Genomic DNA, 22,034 nt, shown 5'->3' with positions numbered 1-22,034 from the left:
ATATCGGCGGTTTCCCGAAAGAAACCGGTCGTCAGATCTGCTGTGCGACCTTTTCCAGCCCGATGATGCGGGCGAGCTTGCGCACTTCCTCTTTCTGGTCGTCACGCAGCTGGAACAGCAGCGGCATTGCGGCCGACTTCAACTCCTGGACCTCGTCGCAGTTCGGATCGATCGGCACGCCCGGCGCGTTCGGGTTGGAGAGCTTGTTTGCCGAGATCTTGCGGACCACGTTGCGCAGCGCGGTCTCGACTGACGGCCAGTAATATTCCTGGGACGACGACAGCTTCAGGCGATCCCTGATGCCCGCGATCTGCACGTCGGTGAGCAGCGAGTAGGATTTCTGCGGCTGCGGCTTCGCGGCGACCTTCGGCTTGGCCGGAGCTTCGACGGCGGCCGGGGCTTCCGCGGCAGCGGGCGCTTCGTTCACGCTCGCCTTGGGCACCGGGAAATCCGAGGGCGTCGCGGCGGCAAAGGCCTGGCGCAGCGGCTCTGTCAGCACGGGCGCTTGCGAAAGCCTGTCGGCAGGAACCTGAACCGGGTCGATCGCGGCCGAGGCCAGCGCCAGGGTCGGAACCAGCCGGTCGGCCTTGGCGGCGCGGTTGGCGGCGAGCGGCTTGGGCGGCGGGGCCGCCGTGATCATCTCGGCGCTGACGCTGGGGACGCTGTCGCGGCCGAGAATGGCAGCGGTGGCGGCACCGAGGACGAGGAAGCAGGTCAGCACGGTGATGGTGATGGCTCTGGACAAACGTCCCTCCGCGTCCAACGTCAAGTCCACGTGATCACTGCCTGGAAACTGGGCGAGAATTAAGGCTTAACCGTGCAATCGCGGCGGCAATCGCTCGGACCGCGACGACATCGCCGGGAAAATTCAACAAAATCAGGCAGCTAGTGCCAGATCGTAGGCGTCCTGGATGTCGGCGACGATCTCGGAAGCCTCCCACACCGCGCGCGGCTCGACCGATTGCAGCGTCACCGTCCAGTTGCCGCCCCGGCGGGTGCGGGGAACGCTCAGGATGTCGAAGCGGACGTTCCGGCACAGCGGATGGCGGGCCAGCGCATGCGCGACGCGGACGCGGATTTCATCCAGCGAAGCCTGTGTCTTGGAGTTGAGAAAATCGTAGTCCATCGCCTGTCCCTCTCGGTCCTGATTGGCGGCCGCGAGGGGGATTGTTGGCGGGCGATGGTTAATCTGCCGTTAAGTGCGGCGGTGCGGAGCCATGTGGGATTACATGTGGGATTAACTGTGCTCGGGCCGCCGAAGCCAGCTCTCCCCCACACACTTGCCGCGCGAAAGTCGGCGCGTGGCAGCGTCCTCATCCGGGATTCTACGGAGTTGTTGTGGCCGGCAAACAACAGCGCGCCACGGAGCGTGTGGAGGCGATGCGCGCCCAATTGCCGGCGAATCAACGAATCAACTAGACCGCTGAACGGGGCTGGGAAGCGGAGTATCAAATGAGAGTCGCTTCCTTGGAAAGTGCGTTGGCTGCGGTCACGTTGATCACGGCTATTGTTGTCGTGCTGTGGGAGATCAAGATCTTCTACGGCATCTGAACTGGCTGGACGCTGGCGTCGAACGAGAGGCCTCCGGACAAGAAGAGGTTCGCGACCAGGGCATCCCTTCCGCGGCGGCGGAAGCCTGCCATTCAAACGGCGCCGGGACCGCACACGGCGAAAGCCTTCACGCTCACCGCTTCTCGATCACCAGGCTCTGGACTGCGCGGCCGAAATAGCCATGGCGATCGGCAAGCCGCGACATCGCCAGCCCGGCACCGTCGGGACCGATCGAGGATCCGCCATCGATCAAGATCCATTCGCCGACCGGCTGGCGCGCAAAGCTCACGGTGAGGTCGGCGTTGATGTAGGTCCAGGCGCGGAAATCGAGCGTCGAGGCGGTGCCGTTGGAAAAATCGGCGGCGACCACCGCCCGCATCGCCTGCGAGACCGCTTCGCCCGCGATCAAGGGATGATCGACGCGAAACCAGATCGCACCCGCGCCGGCCTGGCCGAAGCGGCCGCGCGCGGCGCGCATCGACACCGATCGCACGAACGGGCTGGTGGCAGCGTGGCCGTCCTCGACGAGCGAATCCTCCGGCGAGGGTAAATTGACCGGCAGCTCCTTGACGTCGTCCGGGAGCGTCAGCGCCTGCGTCTTGATCTTCAGCACGGTGGCGCCGACGACCTGCATGCCGTCGGCCAAGAGCTTGACTTCGCAGAGCTGGATCTTGCGGCCCTCGCGCAGCACCTTGGTCGCGATCGTGAGCGGCGCCACCGGAACGGGGCGCATCAGGTCGATGGTGACGCGCGCGATCGACATCGGCACCGGCGTCGGGATGCGCTCCGCCGCCCACGTCACCAGCGAAGCCGGCGCCGAGCCGTGCTGCATGCGCCGGTCCCAGGGACCTGCGGCGTCAGGGCTGGTGACGACGTTGTTGCCGTCGACGCGATAGATGGTGGTCATCGTTTCTCCGTGATGCACATTCGCAGCTCAGTAAAAGATGTCGTCCCGGCGAAGGCCGGGACCCATAACCACAGGGAGGAGTCGTTACGGGAAAGCGGTAACTCCGAGTTTCCATGGGTCCCGGCCTTCGCCGGGACGACGGTACTCACAACGGCGGATCGATCGCCTCGTCGTATTCCCTCTTGAAGCGCGCGATCATCTCGGCGGCGGGCACGATTCCCTCGACGCTGCCGATGCCCTGGCCACTGCCCCAGATCTCCTTCCAGGCCTTCGGCTTGGCGCGCTCGCCCGAGGCGTCGGTGCCGAAATTCATCTTGGAGGGATCAGACGTCGGCAGGCTTTCGGGATCCATGCCGGCGGCGAGAATCGACGGCTTGAGATAATTGCCGTGCACGCCGGTGAAGAGGTTGGAATAGACGATGTCGTCGGCCGTCGAGCCCGCGATCATCTCCTTGTACTTCTCGACCGCGTTGGCTTCCTTCGTCGCGATGAAGGCGGAGCCGATATAGGCGAAATCGGCGCCGAGGATGCGCGCGGCTCGGATCGCCTTGCCGTTGCCGATGGCGCCCGACAGCGCGATCGGGCCGTCGAACCATTTTCGCGTTTCTGCGACGAAAGCGAGCGGCGAGATCGTGCCGGCATGGCCGCCGGCGCCGGCCGCGACCAGGATCAGGCCGTCGGCGCCCTTCTCGATCGCCTTGTGCGCAAATTTCTGGTTGATCACGTCGTGGAAGACGATGCCGCCCCAGCCGTGCACGGCCTGATTGAGTTCCTCGCGCGCGCCGAGCGAGGAGATGATCATCGGCACCTTGTATTTGGCGCAGAGCTGCATGTCGTGGTCGAGCCGGTTGTTCGACTTGTGCACGATCTGGTTGACCGCGAACGGCGCCGACGGCTTGTCGGGATGCGCGCGGTCGTAGACCGCGAGCTCCTCGGTGATCCGCGCCAGCCACTCGTCAAGCAGCTCCGGCGGACGCGCGTTCAGCGACGGAAACGAGCCGACCACGCCCGCCTTGCACTGCGCGATCACGAGATCAGGCACCGAGATGATGAAGAGCGGCGAACCGATCACGGGGATCGACAGACGCCCCTTGAACAGAGCAGGCATGGACATTGCGAAAGGATCCTTTGTTGGCAGGCAAATCGAGAGCTGGGCGCCATACCAACAAGGCAATCTTTCCACTGTCAAGTATTGCGTTTTGACGCCGCCCGGCGGACGCCGTACCGCAATTCCAACGCGCGGAATTCCTCTTCCGTCATTCCGGGATGCGCCGGCAGGCGCAGGCCCGGAATCCATCAGGCGTCAGCACGAATGGAGAAATGGATTCCGGGCTCGCGCCAAGAGGCGCGCCCCGGAATGACGGGAGGAGAGACCAGAGGTTCACCCTATCAGATCAGGATTGATCAGCCGCTCGAACGAGAACATCTCGTCCCACTTCTCCTGCGTCAGAAGCTTGCGCTCGACCACGACGATCTGGTGCAGCGACTTGCCGCTCTTGTAGCCCTCGCGCGCGATCTCGGCGCACTGCTTGTAGCCGAGCAGCGGCTTCAGCACCGTAACGATACCCAATGAGTTCAGCACCATGTTGCGGGTGTGCTCCTCGTTGGCGGTGATGCCGAGCACACAATTCTCGCGCAGGCTGTTGACCGCACGCTCCATGGTGCGGATCGAGAAGAACAGCGCGAACGAGATCACCGGTTCCATCACGTTGAGCTGGAGCTGGCCGGCACTTGCCGCCAGCGTGACGGTCGTATCGAGCCCGATGACGAGGAAGCTGGTCTGGTTGACGACCTCGGGGATCACCGGGTTGACCTTGCCGGGCATGATCGAGGAGCCCGGCTGCAATTGCGGCAGGTTGATCTCGTTGAAGCCGGCGCGCGGACCCGAGGCGAGCAGGCGGATGTCATTGCAGATCTTGGTGAGCTTGCTCGCGGTGCGCTTCAGCACGCCGGACAATTGCACATAGGCGCCGGTATCCGACGTCGCCTCGACGAGATCGCCGGCGAGAATGAAGTCGACGCCGGTCAGCGCGCTGAGATGCCGGACGGCGAGCTTTGGATAGCCGACTGCCGCCGTGACGGAGGTGCCGATCGCAGTAGCGCCGAGATTGATCTCGCGCAGCAGCGCGCGCGCCTCGGAGATGCGGTCGACCTCCTCACCGATCGTGGTGCCCCAGCCGCGGAATTCGGCGCCGAGCGACATCGGCACGGCGTCCTGCAAATGCGTACGGCCCATCTTCAGCACGCGTTCGAACTCGCGGCCCTTGGTGAAGAACGCCTCCCGGAGCTGGCGCAGCGCGGTCATATAGCTCTCGAGCCGCAGGATCAGCGCCAGCCGAAACGCGGTCGGATAGGTGTCGTTGGTCGACTGACCGTAATTGACGTGATCATTGGGGCTGACGTGCTGGTAGTCGCCCTTCTTGAAGCCGAGCGATTCCAGCGCGAGATTGGCGATCACCTCGTTGGCGTTCATGTTGGTGGAGGTGCCGGCGCCGCCCTGGATGAAGTCGGTGACGAACTGATCCATCATGTCGCCGGCAATGACGCGATCGCAGCCCAGGATGATCGCATCGGCGACCTTTGCGTCGACCGCGCCGAGGTCGCGGTTGGCCATCGCCGCGGCCTTCTTGACGTAACCAAGCGCCTTCACGAAGTAAGGCTCCTGGTTCATCGGAATGCCGGTGATGTGGAAGTTCTCCTTCCCGCGGATGGTCTGGACGCCGTAATAGATGTCGTCGGCGATCTCACGCTGTCCGAGGAAATCCTGCTCCGTGCGGCTCATGGGCGCTCCTTGTTGCTTGCGCGCGGCGTCATCGCATCAGTTCTGACACAGCGCGCTGGTGACGAATGTATCGGTACGGCAGTCGTCCGGCTTGCGCTGCCTGCCGGGGATCAAAACCCTGGCCGAGCATTTTTCGGCGGCGTCGGCATTCAGGCTCTTGCCTTCGCGATAGCCCTTGCTCTGGCAGAGCTGGTCGGCGGCCAGCTTGCAGTCGGGCCCGCCGTTTGACGAGGCCGGGCAGGCCACACGTCCCGAGACCATGCTGGACGGCTTCGCCAAACGCGACAGGTCGTTCATGGTCTCGCTTGGGCTTTTGATCGGCGGCAGGATCGAGGGCAGTCTGTCGAACAGCTTGCCCATTTCGTTGATCAACCCGGGATTTTCCTCGCGCGCCGGCGGCGCTGATGGAGCGGGCGTCGATGGCGGCGGGGCGGCCTGCGACCCCTGCTCCTGGAGACCGAGCGCCGGCGGCGTGGATTGCGGCCATCCGGTGCCGCCGGCACCGAGCAGGAGCAACAGCACTGCTGAAGTCAGCGTCCCGAGCCGCACGGCCGGATTGCCGGATCGAACCATCATGACGGCAACCGTAGCCGAAGCCGGTCCAACGGCAAAGCGGGAGGCTTATTGATTGAGCATGATCTTTCCGGAAAACCGCTTCACACTTTTCCGGATCATGCTCTAGATCAGCTTGATCGCGACAACGAAGCCGAGCACCAGCACCGCGGCGCCGAGCGCCACCCACAATCCAAGATGCTTCTCGATCCTGACCCGGATCCAGTCGCCATAGCGGTTGAGCAGGATGGCGACGATGAAGAAACGTCCGCCGCGCGCAACGATCGAGCACAGGATGAACAGGCCGATATTGTAGCCGGCAAAGCCCGAGGTGATGGTGACGAGCTTGTAGGGGATCGGCGTGAGACCCTTGAGCAGGATGATCACCGCGCCCCATTCCGCATAGGAGGCGCGGAAAGCGTCAACCTTGTCGCCGAGGCCGTAGACCTGGATCAGCCAGTGGCCGACCGAGTCAAACAGCAGCGCGCCGATGGCGTAGCCCAACAGGCCGCCAACCACCGAGGTCGCGGTGCAGATCGCCGCATACATCCAGGCGCGCTGCGGGCGCGCCAGTGACATAGGGATCAGCATCACGTCCGGGGGGACGGGAAAGAAGGAGCTTTCTGCGAAAGCCACGGCGCCCATGATCCAGAGCGCGTAGGGCTTGTGGGCGGCGTCGATGCACCAGTCGTAGATACGTTTCAGCATGGCGCCGCGATGAAGCACCATGGGACGGATTTGTCCATGCCGAGATTGAGGCGATTTGTGACGGTTCTAGTGGCGCTTGCGCACCACGCGGCCCTCGAGCGCGGCAATTGGCCGCCGGGCGGCCACGGGCGGTGACGCGACTTTGGGCAGCTTCATCGGCGACTTCGGCAGCTTTTCGGCGATGCCGAGCATGTCCTCCCGCCGCGCCATCTCGCGCCAGACGTCCTCGGGACGCACGCCGGCCGAGGCCCAGAGCACGGTGAGATTGTAGAGCAGATCGGCGCTTTCCCGGATCACGGCTTCGCTATCGCCATTGACCGCGTCGATGACGACCTCAATGGCCTCTTCAGCCAGCTTCTTTGCCATTTTGGAGGGGCCGCGCTGAAACAGCCGCGCAGTGCGCGATGTTGCCGGATCAAGATCCCTGGCCGCGAGCACAGCCAGATATAGCCGCTCAAGCGAATCACTCATGGTACTCAAAACTACTCTAAATCAATGGCGAGCGCGTTAACGCCTGACAGTAAAAGCCAAAACAGGCCGGCGCGACAAGCGCGACGGCCCGTTGTGGTCAACCTTTGGTAGCCAAAGCTAGTAGCAGTTCGTGTAATAGCCCTGGCCGCAGAGCTCGGACGGCGCCGTGCCGCCGTAACGCTGTGCCTCATAGTTCGGGCCCGGACCGTAATAGGGGCCGTAGCCGTAATAGGCAGGGCGGCTGTAATAGGCGGGACCGCCATAATAGCCCGGACCGTAGTCATAGGCGTAGGCATCACGGGTCGCGGCGATCGCAAGACCGGTGCCGACGATACCGGCAAAGGCCGCGGCTGCGGCAGCACCGCCGCCGCCGTGCCAGTGGCGGCCGCCTGCGAACGATGCGGTGGGGGCGACGGTGGTCAGCGCCAGCACTGCGGCGGTGGCGAGAACGGCCTTGCGGCCGGCAAGCTTCGAAAATCGGTCAAACATGCCTTGGACCCTCCTTGGGACCTTCAATGGTGCCTCGAGACAGGCTCATGTCTTTCAAACACCCGCATGCGATGTTCGGTTCCCCAACCCCAACAGAAGCTGAACGGGGCTGCGTAATCGTGACGCAACCACTGCTCATCCGCCGTTCATGTTGACGCGGAGAGAGTGATTGCCGGCCGGCGCTGCGAGCGTCACGAAACCATAACAATGCGGAACCGGCGCGACCGATGGATGGATTGAAGACGATCGCATTTCGCTGCCTGCTGGCCCTTGCGATCTCGCTTGCCGCGCTGGCCGCACGCGACGTCAATGCGGCCGAGACTGCCGCGCCGTCTGTCGCGATCCACTTCACCTTCGATCGTCCGGTCGATGCGAGCATGGCGCCGTTCTTCATCGCCGCGAAGGACGGTCAATTCGGCGCCGAGCATCTCAACGTGTCCTTCAACAACGCGGCCGGATCGCCGGAAGCGCTCGCGCGCGTTGCCAAGGGCGACAGCGAACTCGCGCTCGTCGACATCAACGAGCTTATTCGTTTTCGCGACAAGACCGATGTGTCGCCGGTCAAGGCGGTGTTCGTGCTGTTCAACAGCGCACCTTACGCGATCGTCGCCCGCAAGAGCCGCGGCATCCACCTGCTCTCCGATCTCGACGGCAAGACCGTCGGCGTGGCCGACAGCGATCTGTCGATCCGGCTGTGGCCGGCGCTCGCGCGCCAGAACGGCATCGACGTCTCGCATGTGAAATTCTTCAAGATGAGCGCGGCGGTGCGCGAGCCGGTCCTCTCGGCAGGACAGGTCGATGCGGTTGCCGGCTTCTCTTATCTCTCGGCCGTGAACCTGCGCGACCGCGGCGTGCCGGCCGACGATCTCGCCGTACTGCGCTATGCCGACTATGGCTGCGAGGCCTATGGCTTTGCGGTGGTGGCCAGCCCTGCCTTCGCCGCGGCAAAGCCGAACGCGGTGAAGGGTTTTGTCCGCGCACTGATCGCCGGCATCAACGCCACCGTCAGGGACCCTGCGCGCGCGGCAGACGAGGCCGCAAGCCGCATGGAGGATGCCGACCGCGACCTGGAGCGCGCACGCCTGCGCACCGTGCTCGCCGACAACATCCTGACCGACGAAGTCAAGCGCAACGGCCTCGGCGGCATCGACCCGGCGCGGCTGGAACGTTCGATCGACAAGATCGCCGAGGATTTCAAATTCAACCGGCGGCCCGCGGCCGGTGATATCTTCGACGACCGGTTCCTGCCGCCGGTCGCAGGGCGGTTGATCAATTGAGGGCGCCACCTTGACCAAAGTAAGCGAATAGCTTACGTTTATAGCGCGTCGGATTTTTGGCAGCACCTTGATCAAGCCCTTCCGGAACAAGGCTCTTGGCGATCTTTGGTCTAAAGGAAAGACGGTGAAGATCGATTCGAAGATGCGCGCCAGAATTCTGCGGCGGCTCGATCAGCTCGATAGCGCTTCTCTTCCTGAGGACATGAACGTGCTTGGCTTTGACTTCCACCGTCTGCACGGGAAGCCGATCAGATACACAGTCCATGTGAATGGACCGTGGTGCATCACATTCGAATTCGAGAACGGCGATGCCTATCGAGTCGATTTCGAGCAATATCACTAACACCAAGCCGGGAGCGTCATGGCCGAATATCCTGCCAAGAAAAACCGCCATCGCTGTCCCGCTCATCCCGGGGCGGTGCTTCGCGAAGACATGTTGCCGGCCTCCGGCAAGACCAAGGTCGAGATCGCGCGCCTGTTGGGCATTTCGCGGCAGCATCTTCACGACATCATGACAGAGAAGAAGCCCTTGTCCCCGGAGGTGGCGGTGCGCGTTGGAAAGCTGTTTGGAGGCGGAGCCGGCATCTGGGTCCGGATGCAGGCCGCTCATGACACCTGGCACGCGGAACAGACGGTGGACGTCAGCCATATCCCCACCTTGAAGGTGGCCTGAGCCGTCCACACCAGTGTAGTCTTTGCAGCCCTTCAACCGGTTGACTGACGACCTTTCCGCGGTCCAGCGTATCTCATGTCCATTTTCAGCCTCTACACCCGTGTTCTCGAGCTGCTCGGCAAGGAGGCGCGGCTGGGCTGGCTGCTGGCATTCGCCAATCTCCTGCTTGCCGCCTCGCAATTCGCCGAGCCCGTGCTGTTCGGCCGCATCGTCGACGTGCTCTCCGGCAAGACGGCGGCAGGATCGAATTCGGCCTGGCCGTTCCTGATGGCGTGGGTCGCGTTCGGCCTGTTCACAATCGCCTGTAGTGCGCTTGTTGCGCTGCAGGCCGACCGGCTCTCCCACCGCCAGCGCCAGGCCGTGCTGACGAGCTATTTCGAGCACATCCTGCAATTGCCGCTGACCTTCCACTCCGGCACCCATTCGGGCCGGCTGATGAAGGTGATGCTCAACGGCACCGATGCGCTCTGGCGGCTGTGGCTCGGCTTCTTCCGCGAACACTTTGCCGCGATCCTCTCGGTCGTGGTGCTGCTGCCGCTGTCGCTCTATCTGAACTGGCGGCTCGCGATCCTGCTGTTCGTGCTCTGCATCGTCTTTACGGTGCTGACCACGTTCGTCGTGCGCAGGACCTTCGGCATGCAGATGGCGGTTGAAGAGCAATATAGCGAGCTCTCCGCCCGCGCCTCCGACGCGCTCGGTAACGTCGCGCTGGTCCAGAGCTTCGTGCGCGTTGAATCCGAGGTGCAGGGCCTGCGCTCCATCGCCGACCAATTGCTCGCCGCGCAAATGCCGGTGCTGTCATGGTGGGCGCTCGTCACCGTCATCACGCGCGCCTCCACCACCATCACGGTGCTCGCGATCTTCACGCTCGGCATCGCGCTGCACGACCAGGGGCTCACCTCGGTCGGCGAGATCGTGATGTTCGTGAGCTTCGCCACGCTTCTGATCCAGAAGCTCGAGCAGGTCGTGAGCTTCATCAACAACGTCTTCATGGAAGCGCCGCGCCTGCGCGAGTTCTTCAACGTGCTTGACGCCGTACCCGTGGTGCACGACCGTTCCGACGCGATCGACGCCGGCAGGCTCTCCGGCCTCGTCGAGTTCAACGACGTCACCTTCTCCTATGACGGCAAACGGCCGGCGGTCGAGGATCTCTCGTTCACCGCGCTGCCCGGCCAGACCATCGCGCTGGTCGGCCCGACCGGTGCCGGCAAGTCGACCGCGATCGCGCTTTTGCATCGCGCCTTCGACCCGCAATCCGGCCTCATCAGGATCGACGGCATGGATGTGCGCGGCGTCACCCTGACGTCGCTGCGGCGGAACATCGGCGTGGTGTTCCAGGAGGCGCTGCTGTTCAACCGCTCGATCGCGGAGAATTTGCGCGTCGGCAAGCCGGATGCGACCGACGCCGAGATGCGCAAGGCGGCGGAGCGCGCCCAGGCGCTCGAATTCATCGAGCGCAGCGGCGGCTTCGAGACCAATGCCGGCGAGCGCGGCCGCATGCTCTCCGGCGGCGAGCGGCAGCGACTGTCGATCGCGCGCGCGCTGCTGAAGGACCCGCCGATCCTGATCCTGGACGAGGCGACCAGCGCGCTCGACGCTGTCACCGAGGCCAAGCTGAATGCCGCTCTCGATGAAGTGATGAAGGGCCGCACCACCTTCGTGATCGCCCATCGCCTCTCCACCATCCGCAATGCCACGCGGATCCTGGTGTTCGAGAACGGACGGGTGATCGAAAGCGGAACTTTCGATGAACTCGTGGCCAAAGGCGGCCATTTCGCCGAGCTCGCCAGGGCTCAGTTCATGGTGCACGAGAATGCGCGGGCCAGCGTGACAACGGCCGAGCCTATCGCGACCGCGGTCAAGTCCCCGTAGGACCGCCGAAATTCGGCCTATTTCATTGCGGAATACCCGGGGGAAACCCTATTCTCGACGCAAGAGCCGGTATAGGTTTGCGACGCCGCAAGCGGCGGCGCTGGATTTCAGAACCGAGCATCAGATCACGAGAGCCGTCCGGAACCGGCGGATCTCCAAGGACCGGAATCGGATAGTGCACGTCTTTCGCCCGCTGCTTCGCAAATCCCTGTTCAACCTGTTCGCTGCGACACTCGCAATCGGTGCGCTGCTCGCGCCGCGCATGGCGGATGCCGAAGCGCTGCTTCTCATCGAAGCCGATACCGGCAAGGTGTTGCAGGCGGACAACGCGACCATTCCCTGGTATCCGGCCTCCGTCACCAAGATCATGACCGCCTATGTGACGCTGAAGGCGGTGAAGGACGGCAAGATCACGCTCGACACGCTGATTACGGTGTCGCCGACCGCGGCCTCGCAATCGCCCTCGAAGATGGGGTTCCGTCCGGGAACGCAGCTCACCATCGACAACGCGCTGAAGATGATGCTGGTCAAGTCGGCGAACGACATGGCCGTGGTGCTCGCCGAAGGCGTCGGCGGCTCGATCGACGGCTTCTCGGCGATGATGAACGACACCGCGAAGAAGCTCGGCATGACGCAGACGAGCTACGTCAATCCCAACGGCCTGCCCGCCGACGGCCAGATCACGTCGGCGCGCGACCTCGGCATTCTCGCACGCTCGTTCCTGCGCGACCTGCCGGAGTATGAGTATTTCGTGCACATCCCGGCGATCCGCTTCGGCAAGCGCGTCACCGGGAATTTCAACAAGCTGATCGGCCGCTATCCCGGCGCCGACGGTTTCAAGACCGGCTTCATCTGCGCCTCCGGCTATAACCTCGTGGCGTCAGCCACGCGTAACGGCCGCCGGCTGATCGCGGTGGTGCTCGGTGCCAGCTCCGGCACCGCGCGCGCCGTGAAGGCGGCGCAGCTGCTGGAGCGCGGCTTCAGCCAAGACAATCTGTCGTGGCTGCGCCCCTCGCTCGGCACGGTCGAGAACCTCGTGCCGGTCGACGCCTCGCCGCCGAACCTGCGCGAGGAGATGTGCGGCGGTCACCGCAAGCGGCCGGCCAGCGACGACGACGATGCGCTGATCGCGACCAATGGCGGCACGACCGGATCGGCCTCGGCTACAGGCGGCGAAGCGCAAGTGACCTTCTTCACTGCGGGACTTCAGCCGCCCCTGATGAAAGCGTCCGAGTTGATGGCCTCGGCCCCGGCGGCCGCAGACCCCGTGCTGGTCTACACCGGCCCGACCCGCACTGGCACCGCCCTGATCGCGGCGGTCGCAGCAGACGCCGATCAGCAGGCCGTCCCGAAGGCGCGTGGCAAGAAGTCGCGCGTTGCCAAGAAGCCCGACGCGACCGACAAGCCGAAGGATGCCGGCAAGGACACCAACAAGGACACCAAGACGGCAGCGGCGAAGCCGGATGCCAAGCCCGACGCCAAGAGTAATGCCAAAGCTGATGCCAAGACCGCAGCCAAGCCGGCCGCGACCAAGCATGCCGCGGCCAAGCCCGATGCAGCAGCGAAACCTGCTGCAAGCGCTGATCAGGCGGCCAAGCCCGCCAAGCCCAAGGCGGCAACGAAGCCAGCAGCCAAGCCCGCGCCGAACAACAGTTAGGTTAACGGCGCAAGGCCGCTACGCTGCACCCGCACTTCGCACTGCGGCAGCGGTTTGCGACAATTCCAGTAGCCACTCTCCGGCCTTTGCCCTAAGCCTCGACCGCTTGCCAGCCGTTCCGGCAGGCTCGATACTGCCGGCAATGAGGCAAGCCCGAGACACAACGGGCTCAGGCGTAAGAGAGGGGAGTTTCCATGGAGCGCATCTGGCTCAAGCAGTATCCGCCCGGCGTGCCCGCTGATATCGAGCCGACCCAATACGCATCGCTGGTCGACCTGCTGGAGGAGAGCTTCACCAAGTTCGCAGACCGCAAGGCGTTCATCTGCATGGACAAGTCGATCAGCTACCGCGACCTCGACCAGATGTCGGTCGCGCTCGGCGCTTATCTTCAAGGACGCGGCCTCCAGCGCGGCGCGCGCGTCGCGATCATGATGCCGAACGTGCTGCAATATCCAGTCGCAACCGCGGCCGTGCTGCGCGCCGGCTTTGCGGTCGTCAACGTCAACCCGCTCTACACGCCGCGCGAGCTCGAGCACCAGCTCAAGGATTCCGGCGCTGAAGCCGTCATCGTGCTGGAGAATTTTGCCCACACCGTGCAGCAGGTGATCGCCAGGACACAGGTCAAGCACGTCATCGTCGCCAGCATGGGCGACCTGCTCGGCTTCAAGGGCGTGATCGTCAATCTCGTCGTCCGCCGCGTCAAGAAGATGGTGCCGGCCTATTCGCTGCCGGGTGCGGTATCGTTCAACGACGCGCTCTCGGCCGGCCGCGGCCTGACCTTCAACAAACCAAAGCTGTCGCCGGGCGACGTCGCCTTCCTGCAATATACCGGCGGCACCACCGGCGTCTCCAAGGGCGCCACCCTGCTCCACCGCAACATCGTCGCCAACGTCCTCCAGAACGATGCCTGGCTCCAGCCGGCGATGGCGCAGCCGCCGCAGATCGATCAGCTTCTGATCGTCTGCGCGCTGCCGCTCTACCACATCTTCGCGCTGACGGCCTGTTACCTGCTCGCGGTGCGCGCCGGCGGCTGCAACTTGCTCATCCCCAATCCGCGCGACATCGCCGGCTTCGTCAAGGAGCTGGCGAAGTACCAGGTCAACAGCTTCCCGGCTGTCAACACGCTCTACAACGGCCTGATGCACCATCCCGATTTCAAGAAGCTCGACTTCTCCAAGCTGAAGATCTCCAACGGCGGTGGCATGGCGGTGCAGCGCCCGGTCGCCGAGCAGTGGAAGGCGATCACGGGATGCTCGATCGCGGAAGGCTACGGCCTGTCGGAGACGGCGCCGACGCTGACCTGCAACACCGCGACCAATTCGGAGTTCAACGGCACCATCGGCGTCCCCGTGCCCTCGACCTGGATCTCGATCCGCGACGACGACGGCAACGAGGTGCCGCTCGGGCAGCCCGGCGAGATCTGCGCCAAGGGCCCGCAGGTGATGGCGGGTTACTGGAACAGGCCGGAAGAAACCGCCAAGGTGATGACCGCCGACGGCTTTTTCCGTACCGGTGACATCGGCGTGATGGACGAGAAGGGTTACACCAAGATCGTCGACCGCAAGAAGGACATGATCCTGGTCTCCGGCTTCAACGTCTATCCGAACGAGATCGAGGAAGTGATCGCGAGCCATCCGGGCGTGCTGGAATGCGCCGTGATCGGCATCCCCGATGCCAAGTCGGGCGAGGCAGTGAAGGCGTTCGTGGTGAAGAAGGATCCGAACCTCACGGCCGAGGACGTGATCAAGTTCTGCCAGGGGCAGCTCACCGGCTACAAGATCCCCAAGCATATCGAATTCCGCACCGACCTGCCGAAGACCAATGTTGGCAAGATCCTGCGTCGGCAACTCCGCGACGAGAAGAAGGCCGAGGCGGCGTAAGCTCGCCTATCATCCATGCAAGAGGTCGACGACATCGAGCCGGCCGGCATTCTCGCCTTCTGGCGCGAAGCCGGCCGCGAGCGTTGGTACAAGCGCAACGACGCTTTCGACGCGGAGGTCAGGCGTCGTTTTCTCGCGCTCTGGCAGAAGGCCGCCGCAGGCGGGCTAGCGTCCTGGGAGGCAAGCGATGACGGCGCGCTGGCGCTCGTCATCGTGCTCGACCAGTTTCCCCGCAACATGTTCCGCGGCACGCCCCAAGCCTTTGCCAGCGACGCGATGGCGCGCGACGTCGCCCGCCGCGCCATTGATCGCGGCGCGGATAGCAGCATCGACCCGACCCTGCTCGCATTCCTCTATATGCCGTTCATGCATTCCGAGCATCTGCCGGACCAGTTGCGTTGCGTCGCGCTGTTTCGCGGCACCGACAATGCGGACAACCTGAAATACGCCGAGGAGCACGCCGATATCATTCGCCGCTTCGGCCGCTTTCCCCATCGCAACCGCCTGCTCGGCCGCGACACCACGGAGGAGGAGCAGGCCTTCCTCGACGAAGGCGGTTTCGCCGGTTGATGACATAACGGTGAAAGGCCGGGGCCCTTGCCGCTTCCCCTATCGCCTCCCTTGCCGGCAATATTGTGCAGGCCGGCCGCACGGTCTACAAAGCAGGATCGAATTCCAGGGAGACTGACGATGGCGATCCAGATTGGCGAGAAGCTGCCCGAGGCGAAATTCCGCGTGATGACGGCGGAAGGTCCGCAGGTGAAGACCACCGACGATATCTTCAAGGGCAAGAAGGTGGCGCTGTTCGCGGTACCCGGCGCCTACACCGGCACCTGCCACAAGATGCATCTGCCGAGCATCTTCCTCAACGCCTATGCCATCAAGGACAAGGGCGTCGACACCATCGCTATCGTTTCCGTCAACGACGCCTTCGTCATGAACGCCTGGAAGCGCGACACCGACCAGCGCGACGAGGCCACCTTCCTCGCCGACGGCAATGCCGACTTCACCAAGGCGATCGGCATGGAGCTCGACGCCTCCGGCAACGGTCTCGGCATCCGCTCCAAGCGCTATTCGATGCTGATCGAGGACGGCGTGGTGAAAAAGCTGAACCTCGAAGCGATGCCCGGCAAGGTCGAGGTGTCCGGCGGCGATACGCTGCTGGGGCAGCTGTAAGCCTACCTTCGGCGCGACTCTAACGACGACGTCATGCCCGGGCTTGTCCCGGGCATCCACGTTCTTGGTCACGCGCGGCAAGGCGTGGTGGCCGGGTCAAGCCCGGCCATGACGAGTGGAGGGACACTACGCCCAATCTACTCCGCCACGCGCGTCTGCAACCTCGCCTTCACAATCCCATCCCGCGCGAGCTGATCGGCGCGCTCGTTCTCGGGGTGGCCGGCGTGGCCCTTGACCCAGTGCCAGCGCACCTCATGTTGCTTCAGCGCCGCATCCAGCCGCTGCCACAGCTCGACATTCTTGACCGGCTTCTTGTCGGCGGTGCGCCAGCCGTTGCGCTTCCAGCCGTGAATCCAACCGGTGATGCCCTGCCTGACATATTGGCTGTCGGTGTAGAGATCGACCGTGCACGCCTTCTTCAGCGCCTCCAGCGCCGAGATCGCCGCCATCAACTCCATCTGGTTATTGGTGGTGTGGCGCTCGCCGCCGTTCAGCTCCTTCTCCTTGTCGCCGAACTTCAGGATCGCGCCCCAGCCGCCGGGCCCGGGATTTCCCGAGCAGGCGCCGTCCGTATAGATCGTGACATTGGGAAGTTCGCTCACGCCACCGATCCTAACGGCATCAGCCCGTAATCGCGCGCGCTCGAAACGCTCTGGTGGAAGCGCAGTTTGCGAAAATATTCCAAGGGATCCTTCGGCTTGACCAGCGCGCCCGGCGGCACGTTGAGCCAGTCGACCAGCCGCGTCAGCAGGAAGCGGATCGCCGCACCCCGCGCCAGCAGCGGCAGCGCGGCCTCTTCGGCCTCGGTCAGCTTGCGCACGCGGCCATAGGCATTGAGGAAGGCGCGCGCCTTGGTGACGTTGAAGGAGTGATCCGGCTCGAAACACCAGGCGTTCAGGCAGATCGCGACGTCATAGGCCAGCATGTCGTTGCAGGCGAAGGTGAAGTCGATGATCCCGGAAAGCTTGTCGCCGAGGAAGAAGACGTTGTCGTTGAAGAGGTCGGCGTGGATCACGCCTTCGGGCAAATTGCTCGGCCAGACGCCGCTCGCGAGATAATCGAGCTCGGCCGCCAGGAACGCGCGCAGCCCCGGCTGCACCTCGTCGGCGCGCGCCGAGGCTACATCGAACAACGGCCGCCAGCCCGAGACTGAAAGCGCGTTGGCACGCCTGATCGCAAAATTCGCGCCGGCCAGATGCATCTTCGCCAATGCCTCGCCAACCCCAGCGCAATGGGTGGCGTTCGGCTTGCGCGGCCAGACGCCTTCGAGAAAGGTGATGATCGCGGCCGGCCGGCCCGACAGCTCGCGCAACGCCTCGCCATCCCTTGCCTTCACCGGCAGCGGGCAATTAATGCCGTGCTCGGCCAGATGCGTCATCAGCGCGAGGAAGTACGGCAGATCGTTCTTCGCCACGCGCTTCTCGTAGAGCGTGAGGATGAACGACGCGTGATTGTTTCCTTGGCTGGTATGCAGCAGGAAGTTTGAATTCTCGACACCCTCGGCGATGCCCTTGTAGGAGAGCAATTCGCCGAGATCGTATTGATTCAGGAAATCCGCAAGCTCGTCGGCGGCGACGTCGGTGTAGACCGCCATAAAGGTCTACTCGGCGGCGGCTTCGGGGCGCACCTGGCGCGGCAGCGGGAAGAACTCGTTCTCCTCCGCGGCCGAGACCGTCTCCACATGCAGCGTGAAGCGTTCGGCGAAGGCGTCCATGATCTCCTCGACGATCACCTCCGGCGCCGAGGCGCCCGCGGTGATGCCGAGGCTCGATATGTTGCTGAACCGCTCCCAGTCGAGGTCGGCGGCGCGCTGCGCCAGCACCGCGATCTTGCAGCCCTCGCGCTCGGCGACCTCGCGCAGGCGCTGCGAGTTCGACGAGTTGGGCGCACCGACCACGATCAGGGCGTCGACCACGGGTGCCACCTTCTTCACCGCGAGTTGGCGGTTGGTGGTGGCGTAGCAGATGTCTTCCTTGTGCGGCCCGTTGATGTTGGGGAAGCGCTCCTTCAACAGCGCCACGATCTCCGCGGTGTCGTCGATCGACAACGTGGTCTGGGTCACGAAGGCGAGGTTGTTCGGGTCCTTCGGGGCGATGGTCTTGGCGTCCTCGGCGGTCTCGATCAGGGTCACGGCGCCGGTCGGCAACTGGCCGAGCGTGCCAACCACCTCAGGGTGATGGGAGTGGCCGATCAGGAATATCTCGCGGCCGCGCTTGAAGTGGATGGCGGCCTCGCGGTGCACCTTGGTCACCAGCGGACAGGTCGCATCCAGCGAGAACAAATTGCGGGACTGCGCGTCGGCCGGAACCGATTTCGGCACGCCATGGGCGGAAAATACCACCGGCGCGGAGGTATTTTCCGGGATTTCGGCCAGTTCCTCGACGAAGATGGCGCCCTTCTTCTTCAACCCGTCGACGACGTATTTGTTGTGCACAATCTCATGGCGAACATAGACCGGCGCGCCATACTTATCGAGCGCCCGTTCCACGGTGTCGATCGCCCGGACCACCCCGGCGCAGAAGCCGCGGGGAGAACAAAGCACGATCTTGAGGTCTGGTTTGGCTGACATTGAGCGATCTCGGGACCGAATCACCTCGCCAAATGGGCGGGAAGCGGTCGATGGATGGAACAGGGCTTAGGTACGGGCTTACAGGGAATTGGGCCCCCTTTCGGGCGCTGTCAAGGCACTATCTATAGCAGAACCATTGCGTGGCTACCCCCTCCGGGCTTATATAGCGCGAATTCCCAGTCATCGCTGATGACCACCGGCTTCGCCTCCAAAGGGGTGGGCGAAGCACAAAGGAGATTTGCCATGAGCAACGCACCTCTGATGCCCAAGGCGACCGCCGTCTGGCTGCTCGACAACACCGCGCTGACCTTCGACCAGGTCGCCGATTTCACCAAGATGCATCCGCTGGAGATCCGGGCGATCGCGGACGGCGACGCCGCCCAGGGCATCAAGGGCATGGACCCCATTTCCAACGGCCAGCTGACCCGCGAGGAAATCGAGAAGGCCGAGAAGAACCCGGACGCCCGGCTTCGCCTCCAGGAGAGCAAGGTGGTGCTGCCGCCCCAGCCCAAGCGCAAGGGCCCGCGCTACACCCCGGTGTCGCGCCGCCACGAGCGCCCGAGCGCCATCCTCTGGCTGCTGCGCAACCATGCCGAGCTCAAAGACGCGCAGATCATGCGCCTGGTCGGCACGACCAAGAGCACGATCGCGAGCGTGCGCGACCGCACACACTGGAACACCTCGTCGCTGACGCCGATCGATCCGGTGACGCTCGGCCTCTGCTCGCAGATCGAGCTCGATTTCGAGGTGGCGCGCGCGGCCAAGGAAAAGCCGATCGATGCAGCCTATGGCGGCGCGACGTTGCTGCCGGCCTCCGAGACCACCAAGAAGGACGAGTTCGAGCCGGCCGAGCGGTCCAGCGACGACCTCAACGTCGACGCCGTGTTCGCCAAGCTCAAGACGCTCGGCGGCAAGAAGCAGGAGGAAGAGGAGTAGTCCTCAGCCCTCCCTTCATTATCGAATACAATTCGAACGCGGTGGGGTGACCTGCCGCGTTTTTGTTTTTTGTTTGCGAAATGACACCATCTCCACACTCTGAGGCGTCGTCCCGGCGAAGGAGCGCGCTTCCTACTAGCCGATGTCGTCGCTGCGAAGGAATGCCGCGTTTCGCCTCAGGGCCGCTCCGGATGGTTCAGCATGTACTCGCCGAGATCGCGCTGGCGGCGGTCGGAGCGAGCGATCGCGGCGTTGCGCTGGACGTCGCGATCCTTGCGGCAGGCCACATATTCAGGCGAGCCGGATGCATAGCCGCGGCTCTGGCACACCGCATCGTCATCGTCACCGCCCATCGCCGTCGGTGTCTGGTAACGCGCCGAGCAGGCGGAGAGAGCGAGGGCTGCAAACACAATCGCAAGAAACGGCTTCGAATTCATAGCAGGCTCTTTATCCTCATGGTGAGGAGCCCGCGCAGCGGGCGTCTCGAACCATGAAAGGCCCGGACGCAGCAGCGGGGCCTTTCATCCTTCGAGACGCGCGCGAAGAGCGCGCTCCTCAGGATGAGGGTTGAGCGGAAAAATGCGGCCTATTCAAGCCCCATCACCGGCCGGAAATCACACCCTCCCCTTCAGCGCCTCGCCGATCTCGTCCAGCACCTTGGGGTCCTCGATCGTCGCCGGCATGGTCCAGGGCTCGCCATCGGCGATCTTCTTGATGGTGCCGCGCAAGATCTTCCCCGAGCGCGTCTTGGGCAGGCGGCCGACGGTGATGGCGAGCTTGAAGGCGGCGACGGGGCCGAGCCTGTCGCGCACCAGCGCCACGATCTCCTTCTCGATCTCGGCGGGCGCGCGCTTCACGCCGGCCTTGAGCACCAGGAAGCCGCAGGGCACCTCGCCTTTGATTGCGTCCCTGATGCCGAGCACGGCGCATTCGGCGACATCCGGATGCGAGGCCAGAATCTCCTCCATGCCGCCGGTGGAGAGCCGATGGCCGGCGACATTGATGATGTCGTCGGTGCGGCCCATGACGAAGACATAGCCGTCCTCGTCCTTGTAACCGGCATCCGACGTCTTGTAGTAGCCGGGGAATTCAGTGAGGTAGGCCTCACGAAAGCGCGCGTCCTGATTCCACAGCGTCGGCAGACAGGCGGGCGGCATCGGCAGCTTGATGACGATCGAGCCCATGATGTTGGGACCGACCGGCTTCGCCGCCTCGTCGACGACGTCGACCTGGTAGCCCGGCATCGGCACCGTCGGCGAGCCATGCTTCACCGGCAGCATGCCCAGGCCGACCGGATTGCCGGCGATACACCAGCCGGTCTCGGTCTGCCACCAATGGTCGATCACCGGCACCTTCAGCTGCGCTTCCGCCCATTCCACCGTCGGCGGATCGGCGCGCTCGCCGGCGAGGAACAGCGTGCGGAATGTCGAGAGATCGTATTGCCGGATGAACTTGCCTTCCGGATCTTCTTTGCGGATCGCGCGGAACGCGGTTGGTGCGGTGAAGAAGGCGACCGCCTTGTGCTCGCTGATGACGCGCCAGAACGCGCCGGCATCGGGCGTGCCGATCGGCTTGCCTTCATACATGATCGAGGTCGCGCCATGCAGCAGCGGGCCGTAGATGATGTAGCTGTGGCCGACCACCCAGCCGATGTCGGAGCCGCACCACCAGACCTCGCCCGGCTTGACGCCATAGAGGTTGAACATCGACCATTTCACCGCGACGAGATGACCGCCATTGTCGCGCACCACGCCCTTGGGAATCCCGGTCGTGCCGGACGTGTAGAGGATGTAGAGCGGATCGGTGGCGGCGACCGGCACGCAAGGCGCCTTCTTGCCGTCGTTCATCGCCTTGCGGCGCAGGCTCGCCCAATCGTAATCGCGCTTTGGCGTGAGGTCGCAGATGTGCTGGGGACGTTGCAGCACGATGCAGGCCTTCGGCTTGCTGCTCGCAAGCCTGATCGCCTCGTCGAGCAGTGGCTTGTAGTGCACGATGCGGCCGGGCTCGATGCCGCAACTCGCGGAGAGAATGAGCTTTGGCTGCGCGTCGTCGATGCGGGTGGCGAGCTCTTTTGCGGCAAAGCCGCCGAACACCACGGAATGCACCGCACCGATACGCGCGCAGGCGAGCATCGCGACCACGGCCTCCGACACCATCGGCATATAGAGGATGACGCGGTCGCCCTTGGCGACGCCGAAATCCTGCATGATGGCGGCGAGCGCCTGCACCTCGGCCAGCAGTTCGGCATAGGTGAATTTGGTGACCGAATTGGTCAGCGGCGAATCATGGATGAGCGCGACCTGGTCGGCGCGGCCGCGTTCGACATGGCGGTCGAGCGCGTTGTAGCAGGTGTTGACGACGCCACCGCTGAACCAGCGGCCGTAGACGCCCTGGGAAGCATCGAAGATGGTCTTCGGCGACTCGATCCAGTCGATCTCCGTCGCCGCCTCCGCCCAAAAGCCCTGGGGATCGGCCAGCGAGCGCGCATGGACCTCGTGGTAGCGACTCTTCCCTTGGACGTTCATTTCCGCGCT

At 64.1% G+C, this 22,034-nt stretch carries 23 protein-coding genes; 9 read left to right on the top strand and 14 right to left on the bottom strand.

Annotated features, from left to right (window positions below; translation table 11 throughout):
• Nucleotides 1-31 precede the first annotated feature (31 nt).
• The 9 genes from ABIB73_RS25020 to ABIB73_RS24980 all read right to left on the bottom strand — a co-directional run bounded on the left by ABIB73_RS25020 (nt 32) and on the right by ABIB73_RS24980 (nt 7,460).
• The gene (locus ABIB73_RS25020; RefSeq protein WP_354228352.1) at nt 32-745 is read right to left on the bottom strand and encodes a hypothetical protein; all 714 of its coding nucleotides are present in this window, start codon (nt 743-745) and stop codon (nt 32-34) included.
• A gap of 132 nt (nt 746-877) precedes the next feature.
• Nucleotides 878-1,126 carry a hypothetical protein gene (locus ABIB73_RS25015; protein ID WP_354228351.1) on the bottom strand — a complete coding sequence of 83 codons (249 nt, stop codon included), beginning with the start codon at nt 1,124-1,126 and terminating at the stop codon, nt 878-880.
• A 558-nt stretch (nt 1,127-1,684) separates the two neighbouring features.
• The gene (locus tag ABIB73_RS25010; protein WP_354228349.1) at nt 1,685-2,458 is read right to left on the bottom strand and encodes a thioesterase family protein; all 774 of its coding nucleotides are present in this window, start codon (nt 2,456-2,458) and stop codon (nt 1,685-1,687) included.
• A gap of 145 nt (nt 2,459-2,603) precedes the next feature.
• Nucleotides 2,604-3,572 carry an NAD(P)H-dependent flavin oxidoreductase gene (locus ABIB73_RS25005; RefSeq protein ID WP_354228347.1) on the bottom strand — a complete coding sequence of 323 codons (969 nt, stop codon included), beginning with the start codon at nt 3,570-3,572 and terminating at the stop codon, nt 2,604-2,606.
• Nucleotides 3,573-3,839: 267 nt separating this feature from the next.
• The gene (locus ABIB73_RS25000; RefSeq protein WP_354228346.1) at nt 3,840-5,240 is read right to left on the bottom strand and encodes an aspartate ammonia-lyase; all 1,401 of its coding nucleotides are present in this window, start codon (nt 5,238-5,240) and stop codon (nt 3,840-3,842) included.
• A 36-nt stretch (nt 5,241-5,276) separates the two neighbouring features.
• Complete coding sequence (locus ABIB73_RS24995; protein ID WP_354228344.1) at nt 5,277-5,816, bottom strand: hypothetical protein; 540 nt, start codon at nt 5,814-5,816, stop codon at nt 5,277-5,279.
• Between the two features lie 102 nt (nt 5,817-5,918).
• Nucleotides 5,919-6,521 carry a YqaA family protein gene (locus ABIB73_RS24990; RefSeq protein ID WP_354228343.1) on the bottom strand — a complete coding sequence of 201 codons (603 nt, stop codon included), beginning with the start codon at nt 6,519-6,521 and terminating at the stop codon, nt 5,919-5,921.
• 45 nt (nt 6,522-6,566) lie between these two features.
• On the bottom strand, nt 6,567-6,971 hold the full coding sequence (gene hisE, locus ABIB73_RS24985) for a phosphoribosyl-ATP diphosphatase (protein ID WP_354228341.1): 405 nt from the start codon (nt 6,969-6,971) through the stop codon (nt 6,567-6,569).
• A gap of 117 nt (nt 6,972-7,088) precedes the next feature.
• Nucleotides 7,089-7,460 carry a hypothetical protein gene (locus tag ABIB73_RS24980; protein WP_354228339.1) on the bottom strand — a complete coding sequence of 124 codons (372 nt, stop codon included), beginning with the start codon at nt 7,458-7,460 and terminating at the stop codon, nt 7,089-7,091.
• 227 nt (nt 7,461-7,687) lie between these two features.
• Here ABIB73_RS24980 and ABIB73_RS24975 point away from each other — a divergent pair, with 227 nt between their 5' ends.
• The 8 genes from ABIB73_RS24975 to ABIB73_RS24940 all read left to right on the top strand — a co-directional run bounded on the left by ABIB73_RS24975 (nt 7,688) and on the right by ABIB73_RS24940 (nt 15,995).
• Complete coding sequence (locus ABIB73_RS24975) at nt 7,688-8,737, top strand: ABC transporter substrate-binding protein (RefSeq protein ID WP_354228337.1); 1,050 nt, start codon at nt 7,688-7,690, stop codon at nt 8,735-8,737.
• A 67-nt stretch (nt 8,738-8,804) separates the two neighbouring features.
• Nucleotides 8,805-9,080 (top strand): type II toxin-antitoxin system RelE/ParE family toxin, encoded by a 276-nt coding sequence (locus ABIB73_RS24970; protein ID WP_354228336.1) that lies wholly within the window; start codon nt 8,805-8,807, stop codon nt 9,078-9,080.
• An 18-nt stretch (nt 9,081-9,098) separates the two neighbouring features.
• A complete protein-coding gene (locus ABIB73_RS24965) occupies nt 9,099-9,410 on the top strand; it encodes a HigA family addiction module antitoxin (RefSeq protein ID WP_354228334.1) in 312 nt (103 codons plus the stop codon).
• Between the two features lie 75 nt (nt 9,411-9,485).
• Complete coding sequence (locus ABIB73_RS24960; protein ID WP_354228332.1) at nt 9,486-11,282, top strand: glucan ABC transporter ATP-binding protein/ permease; 1,797 nt, start codon at nt 9,486-9,488, stop codon at nt 11,280-11,282.
• Nucleotides 11,283-11,457: 175 nt separating this feature from the next.
• Nucleotides 11,458-12,939, top strand: a complete 1,482-nt coding sequence (locus ABIB73_RS24955) for a D-alanyl-D-alanine carboxypeptidase family protein (RefSeq protein ID WP_354228330.1) — start codon at nt 11,458-11,460, stop codon at nt 12,937-12,939.
• Nucleotides 12,940-13,133: 194 nt separating this feature from the next.
• Nucleotides 13,134-14,819: a long-chain fatty acid--CoA ligase gene (locus ABIB73_RS24950; RefSeq protein WP_354228328.1), complete on the top strand. Its 1,686-nt coding sequence runs from the start codon at nt 13,134-13,136 to the stop codon at nt 14,817-14,819.
• Between the two features lie 15 nt (nt 14,820-14,834).
• On the top strand, nt 14,835-15,389 hold the full coding sequence (locus ABIB73_RS24945) for a DUF924 family protein (protein WP_354228326.1): 555 nt from the start codon (nt 14,835-14,837) through the stop codon (nt 15,387-15,389).
• A gap of 120 nt (nt 15,390-15,509) precedes the next feature.
• Nucleotides 15,510-15,995, top strand: coding sequence for a peroxiredoxin (locus ABIB73_RS24940; protein ID WP_354228324.1), 486 nt, complete (start codon nt 15,510-15,512; stop codon nt 15,993-15,995).
• Nucleotides 15,996-16,132: 137 nt separating this feature from the next.
• Here ABIB73_RS24940 and rnhA read toward each other — a convergent pair whose 3' ends face one another.
• From rnhA to ispH, 3 genes are read right to left on the bottom strand one after another with little or no spacing between them, the layout of a single operon-like run.
• Nucleotides 16,133-16,597, bottom strand: a complete 465-nt coding sequence (gene rnhA, locus ABIB73_RS24935) for a ribonuclease HI (RefSeq protein WP_354228322.1) — start codon at nt 16,595-16,597, stop codon at nt 16,133-16,135.
• Nucleotides 16,594-17,589, bottom strand: a complete 996-nt coding sequence (locus ABIB73_RS24930) for a homoserine kinase (RefSeq protein ID WP_354228320.1) — start codon at nt 17,587-17,589, stop codon at nt 16,594-16,596. Before ABIB73_RS24930 ends, rnhA begins: the two co-directional genes overlap by 4 nt.
• 6 nt (nt 17,590-17,595) lie before the next feature.
• Nucleotides 17,596-18,564, bottom strand: a complete 969-nt coding sequence (ispH, locus tag ABIB73_RS24925) for a 4-hydroxy-3-methylbut-2-enyl diphosphate reductase (protein ID WP_354228318.1) — start codon at nt 18,562-18,564, stop codon at nt 17,596-17,598.
• 243 nt (nt 18,565-18,807) lie between these two features.
• Here ispH and ABIB73_RS24920 point away from each other — a divergent pair, with 243 nt between their 5' ends.
• Nucleotides 18,808-19,500 (top strand): DUF1013 domain-containing protein, encoded by a 693-nt coding sequence (locus ABIB73_RS24920; RefSeq protein WP_354228316.1) that lies wholly within the window; start codon nt 18,808-18,810, stop codon nt 19,498-19,500.
• 176 nt (nt 19,501-19,676) lie between these two features.
• Here ABIB73_RS24920 and ABIB73_RS24915 read toward each other — a convergent pair whose 3' ends face one another.
• Entirely contained in the window at nt 19,677-19,937 is a 261-nt protein-coding gene (locus ABIB73_RS24915) for a hypothetical protein (protein WP_354228314.1), read from the bottom strand.
• Nucleotides 19,938-20,114: 177 nt separating this feature from the next.
• A complete protein-coding gene (locus ABIB73_RS24910) occupies nt 20,115-22,025 on the bottom strand; it encodes a propionyl-CoA synthetase (protein ID WP_354228313.1) in 1,911 nt (636 codons plus the stop codon).
• Between the last annotated feature and the right edge of the window lie 9 nt (nt 22,026-22,034).

Source organism: Bradyrhizobium sp. F1.4.3 (assembly GCF_040548375.1).
GTDB lineage: Bacteria > Pseudomonadota > Alphaproteobacteria > Rhizobiales > Xanthobacteraceae > Bradyrhizobium.
This window is presented reverse-complemented; position numbering and strand designations above follow the sequence as displayed.

Coding starts and splice junctions, on each gene's coding strand:
- ABIB73_RS24915 (WP_354228314.1), bottom strand. CDS start 19,937: ATGAATTCGAAGCCGTTTCTTGCGATTGTGTTTGCAGCCCTCGCTCTC.
- ABIB73_RS24990 (WP_354228343.1), bottom strand. CDS start 6,521: ATGGTGCTTCATCGCGGCGCCATGCTGAAACGTATCTACGACTGGTGC.
- ABIB73_RS24980 (WP_354228339.1), bottom strand. CDS start 7,460: ATGTTTGACCGATTTTCGAAGCTTGCCGGCCGCAAGGCCGTTCTCGCC.
- ispH (WP_354228318.1), bottom strand. CDS start 18,564: ATGTCAGCCAAACCAGACCTCAAGATCGTGCTTTGTTCTCCCCGCGGC.
- ABIB73_RS24945 (WP_354228326.1), top strand. CDS start 14,835: ATGCAAGAGGTCGACGACATCGAGCCGGCCGGCATTCTCGCCTTCTGG.
- ABIB73_RS24910 (WP_354228313.1), bottom strand. CDS start 22,025: ATGAACGTCCAAGGGAAGAGTCGCTACCACGAGGTCCATGCGCGCTCG.
- ABIB73_RS25015 (WP_354228351.1), bottom strand. CDS start 1,126: ATGGACTACGATTTTCTCAACTCCAAGACACAGGCTTCGCTGGATGAA.
- ABIB73_RS25010 (WP_354228349.1), bottom strand. CDS start 2,458: ATGACCACCATCTATCGCGTCGACGGCAACAACGTCGTCACCAGCCCT.
- ABIB73_RS24930 (WP_354228320.1), bottom strand. CDS start 17,589: ATGGCGGTCTACACCGACGTCGCCGCCGACGAGCTTGCGGATTTCCTG.
- ABIB73_RS24975 (WP_354228337.1), top strand. CDS start 7,688: ATGGATGGATTGAAGACGATCGCATTTCGCTGCCTGCTGGCCCTTGCG.
- hisE (WP_354228341.1), bottom strand. CDS start 6,971: ATGAGTGATTCGCTTGAGCGGCTATATCTGGCTGTGCTCGCGGCCAGG.
- ABIB73_RS25000 (WP_354228346.1), bottom strand. CDS start 5,240: ATGAGCCGCACGGAGCAGGATTTCCTCGGACAGCGTGAGATCGCCGAC.
- ABIB73_RS24920 (WP_354228316.1), top strand. CDS start 18,808: ATGAGCAACGCACCTCTGATGCCCAAGGCGACCGCCGTCTGGCTGCTC.
- ABIB73_RS24995 (WP_354228344.1), bottom strand. CDS start 5,816: ATGATGGTTCGATCCGGCAATCCGGCCGTGCGGCTCGGGACGCTGACT.
- ABIB73_RS24940 (WP_354228324.1), top strand. CDS start 15,510: ATGGCGATCCAGATTGGCGAGAAGCTGCCCGAGGCGAAATTCCGCGTG.
- ABIB73_RS24950 (WP_354228328.1), top strand. CDS start 13,134: ATGGAGCGCATCTGGCTCAAGCAGTATCCGCCCGGCGTGCCCGCTGAT.
- ABIB73_RS24965 (WP_354228334.1), top strand. CDS start 9,099: ATGGCCGAATATCCTGCCAAGAAAAACCGCCATCGCTGTCCCGCTCAT.
- ABIB73_RS24960 (WP_354228332.1), top strand. CDS start 9,486: ATGTCCATTTTCAGCCTCTACACCCGTGTTCTCGAGCTGCTCGGCAAG.
- ABIB73_RS25005 (WP_354228347.1), bottom strand. CDS start 3,572: ATGTCCATGCCTGCTCTGTTCAAGGGGCGTCTGTCGATCCCCGTGATC.